This window comes from Nocardia sp. NPDC051981, assembly GCF_040680715.1.
GTDB lineage: Bacteria > Actinomycetota > Actinomycetes > Mycobacteriales > Mycobacteriaceae > Nocardia.
Map to the genome: position 1 here is coordinate 344,112 of NZ_JBFAXK010000006.1, position 20,508 is coordinate 364,619.

20 protein-coding genes and 1 pseudogene are annotated in these 20,508 nt (G+C 66.5%); 11 read left to right on the plus strand and 10 right to left on the minus strand.

Annotated elements, in window-relative coordinates:
- Nucleotides 1–740: 740 nt before the first annotated feature.
- The 6 genes from AB0L60_RS14960 to AB0L60_RS14985 all read left to right on the plus strand — a co-directional run bounded on the left by AB0L60_RS14960 (nt 741) and on the right by AB0L60_RS14985 (nt 8,332).
- Nucleotides 741–3,644 (plus strand): BTAD domain-containing putative transcriptional regulator, encoded by a 2,904-nt coding sequence (locus AB0L60_RS14960; protein WP_364612978.1) that lies wholly within the window; start codon nt 741–743, stop codon nt 3,642–3,644.
- Nucleotides 3,645–3,697: 53 nt separating this feature from the next.
- On the plus strand, nt 3,698–5,134 hold the full coding sequence (locus AB0L60_RS14965; protein WP_364612981.1) for an FAD-binding oxidoreductase: 1,437 nt from the start codon (nt 3,698–3,700) through the stop codon (nt 5,132–5,134).
- Between the two features lie 120 nt (nt 5,135–5,254).
- A complete protein-coding gene (locus AB0L60_RS14970) occupies nt 5,255–5,404 on the plus strand; it encodes a hypothetical protein (RefSeq protein ID WP_364612984.1) in 150 nt (49 codons plus the stop codon).
- A 141-nt stretch (nt 5,405–5,545) separates the two neighbouring features.
- On the plus strand, nt 5,546–6,133 hold the full coding sequence (locus AB0L60_RS14975; protein WP_364612987.1) for a TetR/AcrR family transcriptional regulator: 588 nt from the start codon (nt 5,546–5,548) through the stop codon (nt 6,131–6,133).
- Nucleotides 6,134–6,173: 40 nt separating this feature from the next.
- Nucleotides 6,174–7,064 carry an alpha/beta hydrolase gene (locus tag AB0L60_RS14980; RefSeq protein ID WP_364612990.1) on the plus strand — a complete coding sequence of 297 codons (891 nt, stop codon included), beginning with the start codon at nt 6,174–6,176 and terminating at the stop codon, nt 7,062–7,064.
- Between the two features lie 347 nt (nt 7,065–7,411).
- A complete protein-coding gene (locus tag AB0L60_RS14985) occupies nt 7,412–8,332 on the plus strand; it encodes a class I SAM-dependent methyltransferase (RefSeq protein ID WP_364612993.1) in 921 nt (306 codons plus the stop codon).
- Between the two features lie 168 nt (nt 8,333–8,500).
- On the opposite strand, the gene AB0L60_RS14990 is transcribed toward AB0L60_RS14985, so the two are convergent.
- Nucleotides 8,501–9,364 carry an Lrp/AsnC family transcriptional regulator gene (locus AB0L60_RS14990; RefSeq protein WP_364612996.1) on the minus strand — a complete coding sequence of 288 codons (864 nt, stop codon included), beginning with the start codon at nt 9,362–9,364 and terminating at the stop codon, nt 8,501–8,503.
- A 120-nt stretch (nt 9,365–9,484) separates the two neighbouring features.
- A complete protein-coding gene (locus AB0L60_RS14995) occupies nt 9,485–9,799 on the minus strand; it encodes a DUF1330 domain-containing protein (protein WP_364612999.1) in 315 nt (104 codons plus the stop codon).
- A 72-nt stretch (nt 9,800–9,871) separates the two neighbouring features.
- Between AB0L60_RS14995 and AB0L60_RS15000 the strand changes: the two genes are divergently transcribed.
- Nucleotides 9,872–10,594 (plus strand): TetR/AcrR family transcriptional regulator, encoded by a 723-nt coding sequence (locus tag AB0L60_RS15000; protein WP_364613002.1) that lies wholly within the window; start codon nt 9,872–9,874, stop codon nt 10,592–10,594.
- Between the two features lie 177 nt (nt 10,595–10,771).
- Here AB0L60_RS15000 and AB0L60_RS15005 read toward each other — a convergent pair.
- Nucleotides 10,772–11,020 (minus strand): annotated as a pseudogene (locus AB0L60_RS15005) (hypothetical protein); the annotation flags it as partial.
- Nucleotides 11,021–11,526: 506 nt separating this feature from the next.
- Between AB0L60_RS15005 and AB0L60_RS15010 the strand changes: the two are divergent.
- Nucleotides 11,527–11,919 (plus strand): response regulator, encoded by a 393-nt coding sequence (locus AB0L60_RS15010; protein WP_364613114.1) that lies wholly within the window; start codon nt 11,527–11,529, stop codon nt 11,917–11,919.
- 181 nt (nt 11,920–12,100) lie between these two features.
- Here the strand turns inward: AB0L60_RS15010 and AB0L60_RS15015 are convergent, their stop codons facing one another.
- Together AB0L60_RS15015 and AB0L60_RS15020 are read right to left on the minus strand one after the other, a co-directional pair.
- Nucleotides 12,101–12,307 (minus strand): hypothetical protein, encoded by a 207-nt coding sequence (locus tag AB0L60_RS15015; RefSeq protein WP_364613005.1) that lies wholly within the window; start codon nt 12,305–12,307, stop codon nt 12,101–12,103.
- 311 nt (nt 12,308–12,618) lie between these two features.
- Nucleotides 12,619–13,758 (minus strand): lipase family protein, encoded by a 1,140-nt coding sequence (locus AB0L60_RS15020; protein WP_364613008.1) that lies wholly within the window; start codon nt 13,756–13,758, stop codon nt 12,619–12,621.
- A gap of 708 nt (nt 13,759–14,466) precedes the next feature.
- Here AB0L60_RS15020 and AB0L60_RS15025 point away from each other — a divergent pair.
- Nucleotides 14,467–15,915, plus strand: coding sequence for an alpha/beta hydrolase (locus tag AB0L60_RS15025; RefSeq protein WP_364613011.1), 1,449 nt, complete (start codon nt 14,467–14,469; stop codon nt 15,913–15,915).
- A 198-nt stretch (nt 15,916–16,113) separates the two neighbouring features.
- A complete protein-coding gene (locus AB0L60_RS15030; protein WP_364613014.1) occupies nt 16,114–16,851 on the plus strand; it encodes an SDR family oxidoreductase in 738 nt (245 codons plus the stop codon).
- Between the two features lie 94 nt (nt 16,852–16,945).
- Here AB0L60_RS15030 and AB0L60_RS15035 read toward each other — a convergent pair whose 3' ends face one another.
- The gene (locus AB0L60_RS15035) at nt 16,946–17,494 is read right to left on the minus strand and encodes a DUF4240 domain-containing protein (RefSeq protein ID WP_364613017.1); all 549 of its coding nucleotides are present in this window, start codon (nt 17,492–17,494) and stop codon (nt 16,946–16,948) included.
- On the opposite strand from AB0L60_RS15035, the gene AB0L60_RS15040 reads away from it, so the two are divergent.
- Entirely contained in the window at nt 17,387–17,725 is a 339-nt protein-coding gene (locus tag AB0L60_RS15040; RefSeq protein ID WP_364613120.1) for a hypothetical protein, read from the plus strand. The two genes, AB0L60_RS15035 and AB0L60_RS15040, sit on opposite strands and share 108 nt — an antisense overlap.
- 126 nt (nt 17,726–17,851) lie before the next feature.
- On the opposite strand, the gene AB0L60_RS15045 is transcribed toward AB0L60_RS15040, so the two are convergent.
- The 4 genes from AB0L60_RS15045 to AB0L60_RS15060 all read right to left on the minus strand — a co-directional run bounded on the left by AB0L60_RS15045 (nt 17,852) and on the right by AB0L60_RS15060 (nt 20,498).
- Complete coding sequence (locus tag AB0L60_RS15045; RefSeq protein WP_364613020.1) at nt 17,852–18,232, minus strand: SLOG family protein; 381 nt, start codon at nt 18,230–18,232, stop codon at nt 17,852–17,854.
- Nucleotides 18,233–18,367: 135 nt separating this feature from the next.
- A complete protein-coding gene (locus AB0L60_RS15050) occupies nt 18,368–18,511 on the minus strand; it encodes a hypothetical protein (protein ID WP_364613023.1) in 144 nt (47 codons plus the stop codon).
- Nucleotides 18,512–18,522: 11 nt separating this feature from the next.
- On the minus strand, nt 18,523–19,647 hold the full coding sequence (locus AB0L60_RS15055) for an MSMEG_0565 family glycosyltransferase (RefSeq protein WP_364613026.1): 1,125 nt from the start codon (nt 19,645–19,647) through the stop codon (nt 18,523–18,525).
- Nucleotides 19,647–20,498 carry a carbon-nitrogen hydrolase family protein gene (locus AB0L60_RS15060; RefSeq protein ID WP_364613028.1) on the minus strand — a complete coding sequence of 284 codons (852 nt, stop codon included), beginning with the start codon at nt 20,496–20,498 and terminating at the stop codon, nt 19,647–19,649. Before AB0L60_RS15060 ends, AB0L60_RS15055 begins: the two co-directional genes overlap by 1 nt.
- Between the last annotated feature and the right edge of the window lie 10 nt (nt 20,499–20,508).

Genomic DNA, 20,508 nt, shown 5'->3' on the forward strand with positions numbered 1-20,508 from the left:
TTCTCGTACTCTCGCGAACAGGTACTCATTGCGCCGTCGGCCGATCGGTCTTCCGTTGCGGTAGCGCAAGATTCGTCGCGTTGGTGGTTCTCCGCCGCGTCGGGCGATGTGTTCGACAAGCTTGGACATCAGCGTCGGTGATATCGGCTGCCACCGCTCCGTTTCCATTTCGGGGAACCTCATGTGACCGTACGGATCTGGCTGCATGGCGTCGCTGGCACGAGGAACGCAAGTCCGCGATTGTGTCTGGGTCGGCCTCTACGCTCGGTCCAGCAGACCAGTTCGACAACTCAAACTTGCGTTGATAATTGGGAGGGACGGGCAATTGAGCGACGTTCGCGGGCAGGTCACGGAATTGCCGACAAGAACTGACCCTGGATCCCGAAACCTGCTCGCAGACAACTCCTCCACCGCGTCCACCGATCCGGCGCACTGGCCTCCTTCTCTGCGGCCGCCCTTGGCGGGAAGATCACGCGCACGACATCGGACTCAGTGATCTGCGAGTGCAGCGGGATTTCGGTCGATGGCCACGTCGTGGGCCCCTTCCGGCAGTCGATCGTCATGGCGAAGCAGTCCACGATCGTGGACTGCTGCGGCTGCGGCATAGGGCGATCCTCGTATCGGTAGCAGCGGAGACCCCACCTATCAGGTTCGAGACGTCTGGCCGAATCCACGTCGATGCGCGGTGCGGATCCCGCGCCGGGTTAGATTGCTGGGCGAGAGCTGTAGTGAGGTGATCCGTGGGTGACACGCGGGGTGAAGTCGATGACGATGCCGTGCGGCCGCAGGTGCGGTTGCGGGTGCTGGGCGGTCTGGCGGCCACCGTCGCCGGGCGACCGGTCGATCTCGGCGGTGTGCGGCAACGAACATTGCTGGCGGCGTTGATCGCCGCGTTCCCGCGCGAAGTCTCGGCCGATAGGTTGCTGGAGCAGGTGTGGCACGATGCCCCGGATCCGTCGGTGAGTTCCTTGCATTTCGGGATCTCGAAACTACGCGATCGGCTCGAACCCGACCGCCGCCGCGGCGCCGAGGGTGTGATCGCCCGCTGCGGTACCCGCTATCTGCTGGATCTGACTGCGGATCGGATCGATGCGCACCGATTCGCCGAGCAGATCGCGGTCGCCGAGTCCGCCTGCGCAGCGGGTGATCTCGATTCCGGGCTGCGGGCGTACGAGGCGGCGCTCGGCGAATGGCAGGGCGCACCGTACGCGGATGTGGCCGACGCCGATTTCGTGCAGCCCGAGATCGCGCGGCTGGGCGCGCTGGAACTGCGGGCGCGCAAGGCACTGGTGGAATTGCGACTCGACGCCGGCCTCGTCGATGCTGCATCGGCCGACGCGGAGAATCTGGTGTCCGCGCATCCGCTCGACGAACGCGCCTGGGAGCTGGCGGTGCTGGCCCGCTACCGGGCCGGGCGGCAATCCGATGCCCTTGCGGCCCTGCGGAATATCCGCCGCCTGCTCGACGCCGAGCTCGGCATCGAACCCGGTGCCCGCTTACGCGAACTGGAGACCGCGATCCTGCGCCACGACGAGGATCTGCTGCTCGGTGCCGCGAAGCCGGCGACGGCCGTCTCGCCCGCAATTGCACCGGTCATGCCCATGCCGGCACCCCGCACCCAGTTGATCGGCCGCACAGGCGAACTCGACGACATCGGCCGGGCCGTGCGCACCGCACGGCTGGTGACACTGGTCGGCACCGGCGGCGTCGGCAAGACCCGGCTGGCCCTGGAGACCTGCCGCCGGCTGCCCGCCGGGGACGGCCCGTGGTGGGTCGATCTGGCTCCGATCGAATCCGATGAGCTGGTCACCGCCACGGTGGCCGCGGCCATGCAGGTCCAGGGGGCGAGCTCGCCGGATCGGCTCGCGGACATCCTCGCGGACAGGGAATGCACGCTACTGCTGGACAATTGCGAGCATGTCCTCGACGGAGTCGCGGCCGTGGTGAATGCGCTGTTGAGCCACTGCGCTCGGGTCCGGATCCTGGCCACCAGCAGGGAGCCACTCGAGCTCGACGGTGAGCGCGTCATCGAGGTCTCGCCCCTGGACGAGGCCGACGCCGTCGAGCTGTTCGCCGCCCGGGCCGCCGGTGTGGTCGACGGCTGGGCGCTCGATGAACGGGTGCGCGAACCGGTGCGGCGGATCTGCGCCGACCTCGACGGCATTCCGCTCGCGGTGGAGCTGGCCGCCGCACAGCTGCGGGTGCTGTCCGAACAGCAGATCGCCGACGGCCTCGCCGACCGATTCACCCTGCTGGCCGGGGGCGCGCGTACCGCACCCGCACGCCAGCGCCGGTTGGCCGACACCATCGACTGGAGTTACCGTCTGCTCGATCCCGGCGAGGCGCGGCTGCTGCGTGATATCGCCGTCTTCGCCGGAAGTTTCGATATCGACGCCGCGGCCGCGGTGCACGGTGCGTCCGCACCGATGGCGGTCCTCGAACCGCTGACCGGTCTGGTGCGCCGATCGCTACTGCGAGTTCAGCCCGCGTCGTCGCCGCGGCGCTATCGGATGCTGCAGTCCATCCGCGAATTCGCGCTGGCCCGTTGCGAACCCGACGAGATCGCCCGGGTGCGGGCCGCGCACCGGCGCACCGTGCTGGACCGGTCCCGGACCGCGGCGGCGCATCTGCGCGACGCGCGGTCGGCGCAAATGCTGGACGCGCTGAGCGCCGATATCGCCGAACAGCGCAGTGCGATCGCGTCCGCGTTCGCGGCGGGCGACCCCGGCTATGTGCTGCGGCTGGCGGCGGCCCTGTACTGGTTCTGGTACCGGCGCGGGTTCATCGGCGAAGGCATCGCGGCGATCACGGGCGCACTCGCCGCGACCGCGCCGCCAGGACACGAGGTCGACGGTCCGACATTGTCGGCCGCGCTGGGCGGTCTCGGCGGGCTGTACTACCTGTCGGGTGATCCGGTCCGGGGTGCGGAGGCGACCGAGCGGGCCGCACGGGTCGCGGCCGAGGCCGATGATCGGGCCACGGCCGCGTGGATGCGGTCGTGGACAACGTATTTGCACGCGATCGTCGCGCCCTCGCCCGCGTCGGCGGACGAGGCCCGGGTTGCGGTCGCCGAGACCGGTGCGGCCGGCCGGCCGTGGCAGCTGGCCGAGGCCCTGATGATCGAGGGCATGATCCTGCGCTTCACCGAGCGGCCGGATGCGGCGAGAGACGCACTGCGCGAGGCGGTTTCGGTCGCCGAGCGGTGCGGGCACCGCTGGCCGGTCGCGTCCGCATCGTGGACCCTGGCCCGCTGTGCGATGGACGCCGGCGACGCCGCCGACGCCCGCACGGCATTGCGCACCATGCAGACCGCGCTGGAGCTGGACGGGGATGTCACCTCATGGCTGGTGATGGTGCACACGGCCGCGGCGCTCGCCGCCCGCTGGGGCCGCCCTGCCGACGGCGCCCGCCTGCTCGGGGCGGTGCGGGCGCTGGGAAGGCGGATCGGGTTCCTGCCGGAGGTGATGGATCCGCTGGATGCGCCGCGCGAGGCCGACGCGGTCCGGTCGGCGTTGCCCCCGGCCGATTTCGACGCGGGCCTGGCGGCGGGTGCGAGCATGACGCGCGCCGAGGTGAATGCGCTGGTGAGCGCGATCGGCGTGGCACCCGCCGGTGTTACTGGGCGGGAGCTAAGTTCGCGCTAAGCGCGCCGCGGTCTCCTGGAAATCGATCAGCACCATCGACTTCCAGGAGCCCCATGTCCAGCGTCTTCGATCTGCCCGCACCGACCGCCACCGGGCGGCGGCCGATGCCGAGTTCCGTGCTCGCCGAACGCCTGCGAGCGGCGGTCGCCGGTGAGGTCCACACGCCCGGCCAGGATGGTTACCGGTTGTCGGCGACCGGATTCAATGTCGCGACCGAGCATCGGGCCGCGGCCATCGTGGTGGCCAGCAGCGCCGCCGATGTCGTGGCCGCCGTGAGCATCGCGAACGCGACCGGCTACACGGTCGCGGTGCAGGCCACCGGCCACGGGGCCGCTCCTACGACGCCGGAGAGCATCCTCATCGACACGGCATTGCTGGACGCGGTGTCGATCGATCGGGATCAGCACACCGCGACCGTCGGCGCGGGTGTGCGCTGGCAGCGTGTCCTGGACGCGGCCACCCCGTTCGGCCTCGCCGCGCTCGCCGGATCGTCCACTAGTGTCGGCGTGGTGGGTTACACCCTGGGCGGCGGTCTGGGTCCGATTGCCCGAACCTACGGTTTCGCCGCAGACCACGTCATCGGCATGGAGGTGGTGACCGCGGACGCCACCCTGCGCCGAGTCTCCCCCGATACCGATCCCGAGCTGTTCCGGGCGCTGCTCGGCGGCGGTGCGGCCTTCGGGATCGTCACACAGATGACCTTCCGGCTGTTCCCGATCCGCACCGTGTACGCGGGCGGCCTGACCTACCGGATCGAGGACGCGGCGCAACTGTTGCGGGCCTGGCGGAATTGGATGGCGACCGCGCCGGAGAGCGTGACCAGTTCGGTGGCGATCCTCAATCTGCCTCCGCTGCCAGAGATTCCGGAGCCGCTGCGCGGGGCCACGGTGTTGCACCTACGCTACGCCCATGTCGGCGACCCGGCCGAGGGCGCCGCGCTGCTGGCGCCGCTGCGTCCCGTGGCGGCCCCGTTGCTGGACACGGTCGCCGAAATGCCCTACGCGGCACTGGCTTCCATCCACAACGACCCGGTCGACCCGATGCCGGCAGCCGATCGCTCGACCCTCCTGCGCGAACTGCCCGACGCCGCCATCGATGCGCTGCTGGCGGCTGCCGGGCCTGCGGGCGGCCTGCCGATCACCATGGCCGAGATCCGTGCCCTCGGCGGCGCGCTCGCGCGAGAGTCGCTGGCCCCCACCATGGTCGCGGGCCGGCAGGCGGCCTTCAACCTCCTCACCGTCGGTGTCCTGGCGCCGCCGATCGCAGCGGCGGTTCCCGCGGCGTTGGATACCGTGATCGGCGCCTTGTCCTCGTGGAGTCTCGGTGCGGCGACACCGAACTTCGCCACGGATCCACACGGCCGACCCGCAACCGAAACCATGGCCGCGTGGACCGCTGCTCAGCGCGAGCGCCTGGTCGACGTGCGACGCCGCTACGACCCCGCCGGCCTGTTCGGCCCGGCCGCCCGCTGGAACGCGCCCGAGCACTGAAACCCCGACGCCCGGCGGGGACCTGTCGGCGGCCTGCGGAGGCAACGGCGTGAGCGGACCGCTCTCGGCATTTCTGTGCCTGCGGATCTGCCAGACGGCTCTCGTCTACGTCAAGTCCTGATGGTCCAGGGCATCCTCGCCGACCCCGAATGGGACGGCGTGCTCACCGCCGAGGACGAACGCGTCCTGACCCCACTGTTCTGGTCTCATGTACTGCCCTACGGCGAGGTCGAACTGAATATGAACTCCCGGCTCGCGCTCGGCGGATAGGTAACCACGTGTCCTTTCGGCATGACCACCGACCGATGGACGTCGAGTCTGCGCCCTGTTACGGTACAGAACGTGTCGTTTCGTAATGAGCACTCCCGGGACGCGGCCACTGGGGTGCGTACTGGACGGCCTCGGGATCGAGTGCGCGAGGTCGAGATTCTCGCATGCGTGTTGGAACTGCTTGGCGAGGTCGGTTACGACGCGTTGACGTTCGAGGCGGTCGCGCGTCGTGCCCGGGCGTCGAAGGCGACGCTGTATAGGCGCTGGGAGACCAAGCGTGACATGGTGGTCGCCGCGGTCAAGGCCGGCCCTGCGTCCGGCAACTCCGCCGACGCGGTGGATACCGGCTCCCTGCGGGGAGACTTGATCGCTTTGTGCGAACGGCTCGACACCACTATGCGCTCGGCCGACGCGACAATGAGCTTGATGCTGCTCCAAGCGGGCCTGGAAGACCCCGACTTGTGCCGCCATATCGAAGAGGTGACGGGGCCGACCGGGGCCAAATTGCCGGCATCGGTGATGTCTGGGGCGATCGGCCGTGGAGAGCTACCAGCGGGCGCGAAACCGTTCCCCTACGAGGAGATCGCCGGGTCAGTGCTGCTTCTGCGCAGGCTCAACGGGCTTCCGGCAGGACCTGAATACCTGGCGCACCTGGTCGACACCATCCTGATTCCCGCTCTGCGAGCAAGCGTGAGACCTGAACCGCCGCTGCCGGCCATCTTCTCCTGACGACACATTTCTCAACCCAACCAACGAAAGGTGCGCGCCGATGACGGGCACGACGATCGACGGCTTCGAATACCGACAGCTCCCCGGGGAGGGTAGCGTCCATCTGAATGTCGCCATCGCCGGTGACGGCCACCCCATCGTCTTGTTGCACGGCTTCCCGCAAACTCACCTCATGTGGCGGCATGTCGCACGTGAACTTGCCGAGCGGTACACGGTTATCGTGCCCGACCTTCGTGGCTACGGCGCGAGCGACAAACCCGAGGAAACGACCCCGGACACCTACTCGAAGCGGACCATGGCGCACGACATCGTCGCCATCGCACGCGAAATCGGATACGAACAGTTCAGCCTGATCGGCCATGACCGCGGCGCTTTGGTCGGGGTCCGGGCCGCGCTCGACCACCCGGAGAAGATCACGCACTTGGGGATCCTGGATGTCTTGCCGACCATGGATACCTGGGACGTGCTCCACGGCGTCGATGCAGCGGTCGCCTGGCACCTGTACCTGATGGCGCAACCAAAAGGCTTGCCCGAGAGGATGATCGGAGCTGTCGCCGAAGACTTCTTCAGCTCGTTCCTCGACGCCTGGGACCCCAGCGGAACCACCTTCCCACCACACGTACGCCAGCACTACATCGACAGTTCCACGCGCGCTGTACCGTCCATCGTCGCCGACTACCGCGCCACCGCCGGTATCGACCTCGAGATGGACCGAGCCGACCGAAAAGCGGGCATCCAGTTGGCCATGCCCGTGGGAGTGATCTCCCAGGATTGGGGGGCTCGCCTCGGATTCGACGCAGCTGCCCTGTGGCAGCAATGGGCCCCGACCGCCACTTACAAGCCGATCGATGCCGGCCACTTCATGGCAGAAGAAAAGCCCGTGGATGTCACCGCCTTCATCCAGGAATTGGTACAACACACGCCCGCATGAGTCGACAAGCCTCGAAGAACCTTCGAGGGTTGTCGATGGGCCTCACCATCCACATGGTGCTGCCCTGGCTGCTGGGCCTGGGGTGATCCCGGCCCAGCGGACCTTCTCGCGTGCGTCGGTTGTCGGTGGCCGCACATACTCTGCCGCCCACGGGCGATGCGAGGTCGGTGAAGGAATCGATCGGGTTCGTCGGCACCTCGGCTCGGTTTCGGGTCGAGGAGCAACGGCAAACGAAAGCCACGCTCGGGCCAGAGACCTCTCACAACCCGACACATCGACTTGAAGCTTGAAAAGCGTTATGCCACTTGCCGAATACGCACTGAGCCTGGAGAAGGATGGGACAGAACATGACTTCGACCAGGTACGACGGAGACAGCTGGGACTTGGCATCCAGCGTCGGCTCTACCGCCACCATGGCGGCGGTGGCCCGGGCGATCGCGACCCGCGCCGATGATGCGCTCATCGACGACCCGTTCGCCGAACCACTCGTCCGGGCGGTCGGCATCGACCTGCTCACCCGGCTGGCGGCCGGCGAAGCGGCCCCCGACGAGATGGTGGAGCAGATGTGGATCGACCTGGCCAAGGTGCGTACCCAGTTCTACGACGCGTTCTTCCGCGACGCAACGAACACGGGCATCACGCAGGTCGTAATCCTGGCCGCAGGGCTGGATTCGCGCGCATACCGGTTGTCCTGGCCGACCGGGACCGTGGTGTATGAGGTCGACCAGCCGCAGGTCATCGAATTCAAGACCCGCACGCTGGCCGACTTGGGCGCTGTGCCCACTGCCGACCGTCGAGTGGCTGCGGTCGATCTGCGCGATGATTGGCCCGCCATACTGCGCACCGCCGGATTCGACCCGTCCCGCCCGACCGCGTGGAGTGCCGAAGGACTGCTGGGCTACCTGCCGCCCGAGGCGCAGGATCGCCTGCTGGACACCATCACTCACCTCAGCGCGCCTGGAAGCAGAGTGGCAACCGAGAGCAGGCCCAACCCGCAACAAGGCCAGGAGGACACGACGAAGGAACGCCTGCACCGCATCTCCGAACGCTTCCGTACCGACGGTTTCGATCCCGACATGGCAAGTCTGCGATATTTCGGTGACCGCAACGAAGCGGCTCCCTACCTGACCGACCGCGGCTGGATCCTGAACGGAATCAGCGTCCGAGACCTGCTGGCCGCCAACGACCTTCCGCCTCTGAAGGACGACGACCTGCGGATGGGCGACATGCTCTATGTCAGTGGCACCCTCGACGAGACCACGAAGTAGCAACATACCGCGCTGACCGACCGGCCAACGCGGGGCATCGGAAGATCAACTGGCCGCGCCGATCCAAGGCTGGCGGAGTCCGCTACTGCCGATTTTCGGGCTTGTTCCAGAGCTGCTCGTCTGGTTCGGTCCGCGCCAGTGTCCAGACTCCGGGGTTCTGCCCGATGGTCAGTGTCTGCGACGTCGCGTGGGTGTGGGTTGCGCGAGTCGATCACTGTTCATGAGCGCACCCGCTGGCTTCAGCTGCCGCAGCACCGGCGATATTTCGGCAGTATGGATACCGGTCAGAGCGGCCAGTTCGGTGGTCATGTGCCGGTACAGGTCGTTGGTGTTGCCGAAGGACAGCGTCGCGATCAGGTTGAACGGTCCGGTGATCGCGGCCGCGTAGGTCGTGTTCTCGTGTTCGGCGATGGCCTGCGCGACTGGTTCCAGTTGTGCTGGAGTGACAGTGAGCCACAGCAGTGCCGCGAGCCGGGTGCCCAGTGCGGCGGGGGCAATGTCGAGGTCGAAGTAGAGAAGCCCGGAGGCTTGCAATGCTTCGATGCGACGCATGACTCGTCCTGGACTCAGGCCCGTCGAGCGGGCCAGCATCGCATAGCTTGTTCGTCCGTCGCGGGCAAGGAGATCCAGTAGTGGACGATCGGCGTCCTCGATTCGGGTATCGCCCGGGGTGACGGGCGTGGCGGCCGGATCTGCGAGCCGACGACCACGCGAATCGACCGGACTCGCGCCGACGAAGCGATGCAGAATCATCGACGCCGAGACGTCCAGGACCGGTGCACTCCGCTGCAGTCGTTGCGCCAGAAGGTCTTCGCGCGTGTGCTGGGCACGTGGATGCAGCGAAAACACGACCTCGGCGCCGCCGCCGGCGAGGCTGACCCACGCCGTGTCGTCGCGACGCGCGAGCGCCTCGGCCACTTGCAGCGCTCCCTCGGGATGCCCCGTTTCAGACAGTGGAAAGCTGCGGTGCATAGGTTGTTTCACCGACGAGATAGGTTCCGTATCCCGATACGCGGCCAGTTGGCGCACCATGACGTATCGCCGGGCAACCGTGCTGGAGGTTCTGGATTGCCGAGGCGGGCCCGTTCGGGCCGACGGTTGAAAACATCGGAGTGTCCAACGACGCTCTCGGTCTCGGTATGGAGATGGTCGTCAGGCCGGGAGGGTGAAGCCTTCGGGCGGTGAGCCCTCAACGAACAGCATCTGCACCCGAGCTTTGCCTTCCCGTATCTGCCGGGCTTGCCGGTACTCGGGGGATTCGTACCACTGGTGAACCCGATCCATGTCCGGGAATTCGATGACCAGGATTCGGGGTGAGTCCCAGGTGCCTTCCACAGGTTCGGGTGTGGGGCCCGCGACCAGGTAGCGACCGCCGTGACTGAGGATCGACTTCTGGGCCACGGGGGCATAGGCCCAGCCTGCCTCCTCATCGAGTACCTCGACAGTGACGATGACGTAAGCGGACATCCGACCCCATTCCAGGACACGGCGTGTAGTAATGACACGCATAAGAGTATTGAAACGCTGTATCTTGTCAAGGTGGGTGATGTCGACAACGAGTCCGGTGTGAGTGTGCCGAGCCGCAGGGAGCGGCTGCGTGCGGAGGCCAGTCGGGAGATCATGGCGATCGCGCTACAGCAGATGGCCGACGCAGGGCCCGGGGCGATTTCGCTGCGCGGCATCGCTCGTGAGATGGGAATGACTCCCCGCGCCATATACAGCTATTTCCCCACCCGAGATGACCTGATCACAGCACTGATCAGCGGAATCGGTACATCGCTGGCGGATGCCCTGGATGCTGCCGTCGACGCCGTGCCTGACACCGACCCCAGCGGCAGGCTGGTCGCGTGGGGTCAGGGCCTGAGGGAATGGGCGCTGGCTCACCCGGAAAGTTTCCGGCTCTTCTACGGGCACCCGGTTCCTGGATATCAGCCGCCTGAAGATGGGCCGGTGGACCGGACCGCCCGCCGCGTGTGCAGGGGACTGACCCGATTGGTGGCCGATGTATGGCTCGATGCTCACAGCGGCCAGGTCGAGGAGAACTCCTGGTCCGATCTGCAGCCGGACTATGCCGCGAAGGTCCGGCAAGACCTCCCGGACGTACCCGCCGACGCGGCGGTGCTCGCACTGCGGGTGTGGGGCCGGATGCACGGCTGGGTGGCCTTGGAGGTAGACGGTCATATCGATCCCGTTGCACGCAACTCTGCTGCACTGCACCACGCCGAAATGATCGACCTGGTCAGATCGCTGGGCCTGCCCTGAACCTCGATCCGGAACGACCGCCCGACCGCCTGGGGGCATGCACACCACACGACCGGAGGACGCGGCGACCCACTCGGCCGATGGCCACTGACACCTGCACCGAATGATGATCTTGGTCAACAAGAGGTTCCGGACCGCGCGAAACAACGAAGTTGGCTTGACCGGCGGCGATGGCACTCAGTCCCGGCCCTCGTGTACCAGGTGACACTGACCGCGAGAGGCCTCTGTTTCACAGCAGGGCCCTCGTCGGGTCGTGATCTGCTGGGCCAATTCGACATCTCGCTTGGTCAGCCCGGTGTAATCGTCGGCGAGCGTGATGACCCGCACGTAGACAGCGTCGCCGCGGATGTCGATGTCGGGTCGGCCGTCGTCGGTGCCGGGCAACGCGGCGATGGCCTGCGCCAGTTCGACACCGGCGGCCAGAGAGCCGGTGCGATATCACATGCAGCCCCCATGTACTCGCGACGCCAGTCCTGCAGGCCGGTGGCTCCGAAGAACTCGCCGTCCTCGATCCGATCGTCTGTCATACACGAAATCTATCGGGGCCCTTACCATTTCGCATACGCCCAGCTGCGGAGGAGAGTTCGAGACGAGCGCGACGATCGGGATCGTTGCGGGTGGCGAGTGTGCGGGAACCCGTGCTGCCTCGGCCGGAGCGGGCCCGTTCTCCGAATGCCGGACATCGGCGCGGCGAGCCATGGGATGCCGGAGGAAAGCCCTGGTCATGTGAACGCCATGAAAACAGTTCACAGATTCATTGCTGAAAGATAGCGGGTTGGCATAATTTCGAAGGCACGTCGATCGCGTTGGCGACATTGCGATCACAGGGCCACCCCCATCCAGCTCCATGACGCTGCGGATTCAACGGCCGGTGACCCGTCTACGAAGGATCCACCATGAGCCAATTCCCGCGCTCTGCAACAGAATCCACGATGCCGCCGACCCCTGCGGTTCGGCCGAGCAAGGTCCTCGTCGTCGAGAGCAACCCGGCGATGGCAGAGATCGAGGCACTCGTGCTGGCCAACGCCGGCCACGAGGTGATGTCCGCCCCCGACGCGCAGCGCGCCTTGACCCTGGCTCAGCGATGGAATCCGGATCTGGTGCTGCTCGAGCTGGACCTGCCCGACCTGCCAGGCGCGAACCTGTGCCGACAACTGCGGAAACGTGCACCGATTCCCATCATCGCGGTCTGCCTCGACGGCGATCCCGATGCCATCGATGACGCCTACGCGGCCGGTGCGTGTGACTACCTGCCCAAACCGCTCAGAAACGGTGAACTGCTCGACCACATCCGTGTCCATCTCACAGCACCGCAGGCGGCTTGAAACATCTCCAATTCGGCCGCGGCGCCGTGGCCTGCACCCGTACACGGTAGAAGGCCGCGAGGGCGGGCACCGACATGTCGGTCACGATCGAGGTCCTCCCCGCGATCTTCACCGCCGCCCCCCGCGGTCATCCGCGGGACACCGCATGTGGGTCCATGCCGGAAAACGATGGCCCGACCGTCTACGGGATATGCATCAGCTGTCGAGCAGCACCGAACAGACGGTTGGCGAGCTTGATGACAGGAAGTCCCAGCGGGATCAGCAGGACCGTCGCGCACAACACCGCACCCAGAATCCACACAACGGTCGCGAGCAACCCGACTACCGTGCCGAGCACGGCCGTCACGATCCCCAACACCACATTGAGCAGGCCCTGTATCGCTCGCATGACGACCTCCCTGGTAACCAGTCTGCTCCTGCTCCACGCACTCCGCTCCCCTCTGCCCCTCAGCCAATCCGACGAAGACGATCCATGTCGGTGCGCAGATGCCGCAGGACAGCACCGGAGCGCTCGTCGGGAAGGGTGACATGCGGATGTGGGTCCTTTTGGGACGAAGTACGGGACAGCCGCCGCAGCAGCACAGACAGCGGCGCTGCGCGTTCTCCCTACCGCGACGGCACCGGCGGCGACTCCGAGGTTGAACGTCGTGAAGGTGAGTCCGGCCAACGGCCCGGCGAGGGTACCGGGTGAGCCGGCGCTTACTCCACCACACACCCCGCGGCTTGTGGGGCGCCTGCGAAGCGGTCGGCGAGGAAATTCATGCCGCCGAGTGCTTCGCCCGCGGCGGCTCCGATGTGCGTCGGGAACAGCGAGTGGATCGCGGTGAGGGTGGCGCCCTGCGCGCAGTAGGTATCGACGAGGGCGGTGTAGCCGGCAACGGGGATCTTCTCGTCGGCGACGCTGTGGTACAGGTACAGCGGGGTGTCGGGGGTGGTGCGGCCGAGTTCATTGGGCAGGGCGGCGTTGCGGAAAGCAGGCTGCGCCAACAGGTTCGGGACTGTGGCGAAATCGTCGACGTGGATGTCGGAGTATTCCTGAGACAGATCCGCACCACAGCCGGAGGTGTCCGCGGCGAGCAGCGCGCGGCGGCCCCGGTCGTTCAACAAGTCGGCCAATCGGGAGGCGGGTTCATTGCGGGCCAGCCCGAGCAGGATCAGTATCGCCCCCGCGGCGCTGTCGGCGCGTTGTGCTACGGCCGGGATATCGGTGGGGATTCCGCCGGCGCTGGTGCCGACCAATTGCACGTCTGGCGCGTATTCCCGACGCAACTGTGTGGCCCACAGGGTGGCGAAGGCTCCGCTCGAGTATCCCCAGGCGCCGATTGGGCTCGAGGCATCGATGCCGGCCGGCGAGAACGACCGTGCGGCCCGGATTCCGTCCAGAACTCCACGCCCGGATGTCACGCCGTCGAAGAGCCGGGACTGCGGCCCTTCGTAATCGCTGACCACGACGGCCCATCCCCGCAGCAGTGCGTCCGCGATGAACGGCGCATCCTGCATGGCGCTCGCCATGTCGTTGTCGCTTCCGCCGCGCAGCGTGACCGACGGCGCGCACCGGGCGTCGAGACTGTTCTCGGGTACCTGGTACGACAACACCGGCCGCGGCCCGTTCCAGGGCACCGGTGGCACCAGCACCGTGGTCACGTTCAGCTGCGGATGCTCTTCGGAATCGGTTGTGCGATAACGCAATTGCCATGCAGTCACCGGTACCGGCAGACCGAGCAGTGGGATCGTCCGCGCTCCGAGTACCGCGCCGTTCGGATGTGACGCGAGATCGGGGGGTGCGGCATAGAAGGGATCGTCGCCAGGGGACAGCGAAGCGGCTCGCGCGACCGGCATCGACAATCCTGCCGGCAGCACGATCATGGCGAGTATGAGGGCCGCAAGCCATTGCAGGCCGATCCGCCACCACATCACTGGTTGCCCGGGCGTGCCGCCAACCAGCAGGCCGGGCGTATCGGTTGCCGAATACGCTGTGCGGCAAGCATTTTTTCGATATGTCGACAACATGTGCCGGAATTCCATCACGCCTCCCGCGTCCAACCATCCGACGCGCAGGCACTCGGGGCCCGCACAACCAGTCGTACCAATTCGAGATCTAGGTCACGGTAACATAACGATCCCGCATCTGCAGCTGCAATTTTCCGACGACGGGCGAGGCCGCCCAATGCAGCGGAGAAGGCTCGCCGGACCGAGCGGATGCGAGCGCAGGTACCCGGTCTCGACGCGGCGGGCTATTGCTCGGCATACGCCGCTATCGCGCCGGCCTGTGAGCCGTGCACGTCGCGCGCCCGGCAAAACCAGATGTCAGAGGCGCAACCATGATGTGACCGGGCAAGCATGTGTGACGCTCCCGAGAATTTCTGCCTCGCCAAGCCGGTTTCAGCAAACGGCTGTAGGGTGCTGGTCCGAGACCCCGGAAATGGCTGTACGGCGGAATCAGGGATGCGTACACGGAGGTCGCGGGCAGGAGATGCGATGCCGACAACATGGCTACGATGGCTCGTTCTGGGAGTCATATCGGCAGCTGCATTCGCCACGTTGCCCGTGGGACCGGCAAGCGCCGATCCGGTCGACGACATCCCGGGTGGGCTGGAGTCGTTCTATCACCAGCCGCTGGACTGGACGCCGTGTAACGATGCGGTGCTCGACAGTGCGGGGGCTCAGTGCGCGCGCGTTGTCGTACCGTTCGACTACAACCGACCGGACTCGCGCACGCTGACCGTAGCGATCTCGCGTATCCCGGCCACCGACCCGGCCCGCAGACGCGGGATCATGCTGTCCAACCCCGGCGGTCCCGGCGGTCCGGGCCTGAGCATGATCGCCGACCTGCGGGATCGGCTCACACCGGATGTCCGCGCCCGGTACGACCTGATCGGCATGGACCCGCGTGGGATCGGCCGATCGGACCGAATGAGTTGTGCGCTGCCGCTGCCCAGCATGTTGTTCTCGGCCGGCTTCGACGCCTTCGGCTACGCGCGCGACGCCACCCTGGCCGCCGCGCTCGCGGCTTCCTGCGTAATACCCGATCCCGAGAAGGCTCGGTCCATCACCACCCGCAATACCGCCCGCGACATGGATGTCATCCGCAGCGCATTCGGCGAACGCGAGCTCAACTATTACGGCGACTCCTACGGCACCTACCTGGGCGCGGTGTACACGCAGATGTTCCCTCAGCACAGTGACCGGATCGTGCTGGACAGCGCCATCGACCCGGACCGCTACTGGATCGGCACGTACCAGGACATGGGCGCCGTCAACGAGGCCGGGCTCGACGACTGGGCGATCTGGGCAGCCCGCCACGACGCCGACTACCACTTCGGCAACAGCGGACCGCAGGTCCGAGCCTTTGTCGAGGACATGATCCGACGTGCCGCCACGCATCCGGTCATCGGCAACGGCTATCTCATCGATGAACACACCGTTCCGATGATGCTGCTGTCGCTGTTGTCGAATCCGAAGAAGAACGCCAGCCTCGCCGAGCTTGTGCGGACCCTGGCCGACGCGGTGTCCGGGCTGCCCATCGACATGGAGCAGCTGAAAGCGAAGGTTAGCGGTCCCGTTCCGCTGGATGCCTCGGGCATGGCCGCGGTCCTGTGCGGCGACAAGGCCGCACCCCGGGATCTGGCCTGGTATCGCCGCAATATCGAAAGCGTCCGGGCAACCCAACCGGTGTTCGGCGCGTTCGCCAACAACATCACCGCATGCGCGTTCTGGCCGGACCCGGTCGAGCCACCCACCGCCGTGCACAACCCGACACCAGCCCTGATCCTGCAGGCCACCCGCGACACCCGCACCCCCTACCAGCAGGGCCTTGCATTGCACCAGGACCTGACAGCGTCACGAATGGTCACACTGGCAGACACCCGCGTTCACGGCGTCCTCGGCTCCAACCTGAGCCAGTGCGTGAACGACGTCGTCAATACCTACTTCCGTGACGGCACCCTCCCCGATGCCGACCTCACCTGCCAACGCGACACCAACGATCTCCCCTGACCTGACCCCATGATCTCGGTCCGGGTGATGTGGCCCCTCGGAACTGGTTCGCGCTTTGAGAGTTGAGGCAGAGTGATCATCGTCAGAGCTTCCCCGTTACGTTCACACACCTGGCCCAAGGTATGGCTGCCGACCGACTGCGCTCGTGTGGACTCATCTTCATCGAGGATGGCAGGGTAGGGAGATGGAGAACCACGGATGAGTCGCGGTGTGTTGGTGACAGGGGCTTCGCGGGGGATCGGGCGGGCAATCGCGGTGGCGTTCGCGGAGAACGGTGATCGGGTGGCGGTGCATTATTCGTCCGGGCAGGCCGATGGCGAGGAGACGTTGCGGCGGTTGCCAGGTGATGGACATGTGCTCATCGACGGGGATATCAGTTCGCCGGAGGCGGCCGAGGGGATTGTCGCGGCGGCCGTAGAGGCGCTGGGCACCGTGCATGTGCTCGTCAACAATGCGGCGGTGAATCTGGCGCATCCGCTCGCGAAAACCTCCTATGCCGAATGGCAGCAGACTTGGCGCAAGACTGTGGATGTCAACCTGATCGGTACGGCGAACGTCTCCTATTGTGCTGCCCGTCACATGATCGACAAGGATGTCCCCGGCCGGATCATCAATATCGGCTCCCGTGGCGCGTTCCGAGGTGAACCCGACTACCCCGCCTACGGTGCCACCAAGGCGGGCGTCCACGCCCTCGGCCAATCGCTCGCGGTCTACTTGGCTCCTTACGGAATCGCGGTCGCGTCGGTGGCACCCGGCTTCGTGGCGACCGAACGCGTCGCCCACCGCGTCACCGACGGCGTCCGGGCCCAGAGCCCCTTCGACCGCGTCGCGCAACCCGAGGAAATCGCCTCGGCCGTACGCTATCTCGCCTCCCCGGAAGCCACGTGGAGCTCCGGCGCGGTCCTGAATGTCAACGGAGCGTCGTACCTGCACTGAATCTCACCGCTCATTCGGGTAATCAACAGCAATCGTGTCACGGGACTGTACGAACAACGGCTCCGTCCCTCTTTCGGTGGTGGCGGATAGCGAACTAGGCCAACAGGATTCGGTGGCGGAGTAGCTGGAAGCCGGCCCTGCCATACATCTGCCGCTTGATGAGCTTTGTCTTCGTGTTCACGCCCTCGATCGGGCCGCTGCTGTAGGGAAGGATGAGGCCGGCGACGGCGGCATCGTGGTCTTGATCGAGACCGGTCAAGAAGGGTTCGAGTTCGGGCAGTCGCGCCTCGCGGACCTGTTTCATCCAGCAGCAACCGTCGCCGATCAGGTATGCGGCTGCCCACACGTCCCAGCGGTAAAGGGCGTCATGGATATTGAGGAAGCGGTCCTGGTATTCGAGGATTTCATTCGGGGCGAGGTCCGCCAGGTGATCGACCAACGCTTCGGCGAACGGTGCACGGTCTGTGCCGGCGGCGTCGATGATGCGCCAGAACGAATCGCTGTCCACGAATGACACTGTGTCAGAGTGGCAGCTATGAATGCGAGCATCCGCGGGGTATCGGGTCTGCTGCGTCGGCTGCAGGATGACGGGCAGGACCTCGCGGCCATACATGCCACGGCTGAAGGTTTCTTGGGCCAGCATTATGACGCGCCGTACGAACTATGCCTGGTCCTAGCGGCATTGGTCGAGTGCTCGGCGGATCTGCCGACTGCCGAGGACATTCGGGATGCGATCACGAGCGATCCTCGGTGGGGCAATGCGGCGGACCGGAGTCGACTCGTGGCACAGCTTCGCGAACTCGCCTCGGATGTGTACTCATCCACGCGGGAGGACGCACTGGCGATCCTGAGTGCCCTCGGAACACCGGGTTAACGCCTGACTGCGGACTATTGGCCGAAACCGATTCGATCCTGACCCCCACCCACGACACGACCCGAACCAGACCCACTCGACCGCACACGAAACGGGTCCCGGCAACCACAATCGCCAGGACCGCTTTCAGCGCCCAACGCCCTCGGGCACGATCCCGGACCGGAAGACGCGCGTCGGGATACCAGCTCGTCGCGCCAAATCGGCAGTATGACTGGCACCGGCCGAACCGTCGTGAATGAAGGCCAGGCACACATCGGCGCCCAATCGCACCAGCTCTGCGTTCCGCTGAAAGCCCGCGCGCCGACCGAACTGCTTCCAATCCGCTGGATGCCGTTCGACCTGCCCACCCCAGTGAGTCCAGCACGCCTCACACAGCGCGTCGGCACCGGTCGGACAAGCCCCCGACACGAGAACGGCATCCCGATCCCACACCTCGGCCAACGCATCCCGAATGACGCGCCGGTCCTCCCACGACCGCGAGCCGGTCACCAGAACCCGTCTTCCCACGCCGCGCAGACCTCCCTCGAATCAGCCACTGCCACCTCGCCGCACACTCTGCCAGCAGGCCCCGACACCCCGCACCGACAGCGCCTCACACCCGAATCCCGGGCAAATGCACCGGTCAACTCGAATCACACTGTCCTAGAACACCATCGGCCCCACGGGATCGGCGAAGAGGGGTTTGACAGGTATTTTCGCGCCGGTCTGTTCGACGAGCAATGTGTCCCAGGGGATTCTGGCCCAGTCGACGGACTGGATGTGCGCGAGGTTGGTGGGGATTTCCATGTTCTCTGCGGTCAGCGTTGGGTGGTGAGCATTCGGGGCGGTACTGCTGTGGAATGGGTGCGGTAGAACTCGAGGTGGGATCGGGCCGTTCGGTCCCAGCTGAACAGCGCGGCGAGGGCTTTGCCGTGCTCGGTGCGGCGCGGGTCGGGAACCAACGCTCGCGCGAGTTCCGTGGCCAGCTCGGCGGGAGTGGCCGCGTAGCTGACGGTGTCGCCGAATACCTCGCGCAGCACTGGGAGATCGCGTGCTACGACGGGGATTCCGGTGGCGAGGGCTTCCATGGCGGCCAGTCCGAATCCCTCTTTGGTGGAGAAGAAGGGGAGGAGGGCCGACGCCGCCACGAGTGCGGGGAGTTCGGTGTGGGGGACGGTGCCGAGGATGGTGGGGCGGATGTCGAGTTCGGTTGCGCGAGCATCGAACTGGGCCCGGTAGTCGCGGTAGTCGAAGAGTGTTTCGCCGCCGGCGAAGACGAGGTGCAGGTCCGGATGATCGCGTCGTAGCAGGGCGAACGCCTCGAGCAGGTCGATGCTGCCCTTGCGGGGTTCGATGCCGCCGACGGCCACGATGTACCGTCCGAGTCGGCGTCGCCAGGCGGCGCGAGCATTCGTGGCGTTGGGAGAGTCATCTGCGGCGGCCGCGAAGCGGTCGTATTCGACACCATTGGGAATCACGGTGGGGCGCAGGCCCCATCCGTCCTGGACCTCGGCCGCGACGGCGTCCGACACGCAGATGTGTGCGTAGGGCTCGACGATGGCGCGTTCATGGCAGCGGGCGAGTTCGGGGGTGGTGAAGTTGTCGAGGTGGTGGATGGTGCGGATGCGGCGGTCGACGGCGTTGGCGCTGATGCAGTCCTGTGCGTGCACGATGTCGTAGTCCTCGGGAGTGAACGCCTGCCGCAATGCGTCTATGGAACGCATGATCCGCGTCCCGACCTGTTCGCCGTCGGCACTGGCGAAGGGAACGACGCGAACTGTCACGGAGGAATCCACGGGGCGGAAGAAGGCGGCGTCACCGCCACGTCCGAGCGTCCATACGGTGACATCCGCGCCCAGCCGGGTGAGCGCCTCGGCGAGATTGAGCGTATGCACGACCCCGCCACGGGGTTTGGTGGAGTAGGTGAGAAGTGCGATCCGCATCAGTCGCCGCTCTTTTCGGTCATCAGGTTGTGGTAGGCGTCGACGCGCCGTTCCTCCAGGTGCCGCAGGACGCGCCGGGCTCGCTCGACTTCGGCGTCGATGTCGACGTCCGCCACCGCGAGGCCGCCCTTGGACCAGGTTTTGGCGAGGATGTCACCGCCGGGTCCGACCACTTTGGCCTGGCCGAGGAAGCGCAGGTCGCCGGTGATTCCGGTTTGATTGGACGAGGCGAGCACCACCTGGTTCTCGGCGGCGCGGGCCTGGTCGTACAGGTCGAAGAGGCGGGATTGCCGGTCGTTGGGCATCCGGGAGGCGCGATCGGTGACGCTGGCGGGCCAGGCCGACAGCGCGGCGATGGTGCGGGCACCGTCGAGAGCGAGAGCGCGCGCGGATTCCGGGAACGTCTTGTCGTAGTCGATGAGCATGCCGATCCGGCCGACCGGGGTATCGAAGGCCGCGAAGCGATCTCCGGCCGCGTACGCCAGGTGTTCCCCGGCCGGCTGGTGTACTTTGCGGTGGCGGCCGAGCACCCCGTCGCCGGTGAGGCACACCGCGGCGTTGTAGCGGGCACCGTCCGCGTGTTCGGCATAGCCGACGCAGATCGTCATGTCCCCGGCCAACCGGCACAACAGCCGGAACTCGGGTCCATCGGGGTCGATGGCCTCGGGCCCGGCGGCTGGGTCCGGGTTGCGGAGGTCTCCGATGTAGCCGCCGAGGCTCGCATCGGGCAGCACGAGCAGGTCGACGCCGTCTTGGGTGAGCCGGTCGATGATACCGGCGATCTTGTCCAGGGCGCGGGCGATGTCTGCGCCGAAATGTGCTGCGACGGCGGCTATTCGGGTGACGGCCATGGGTTGCGCC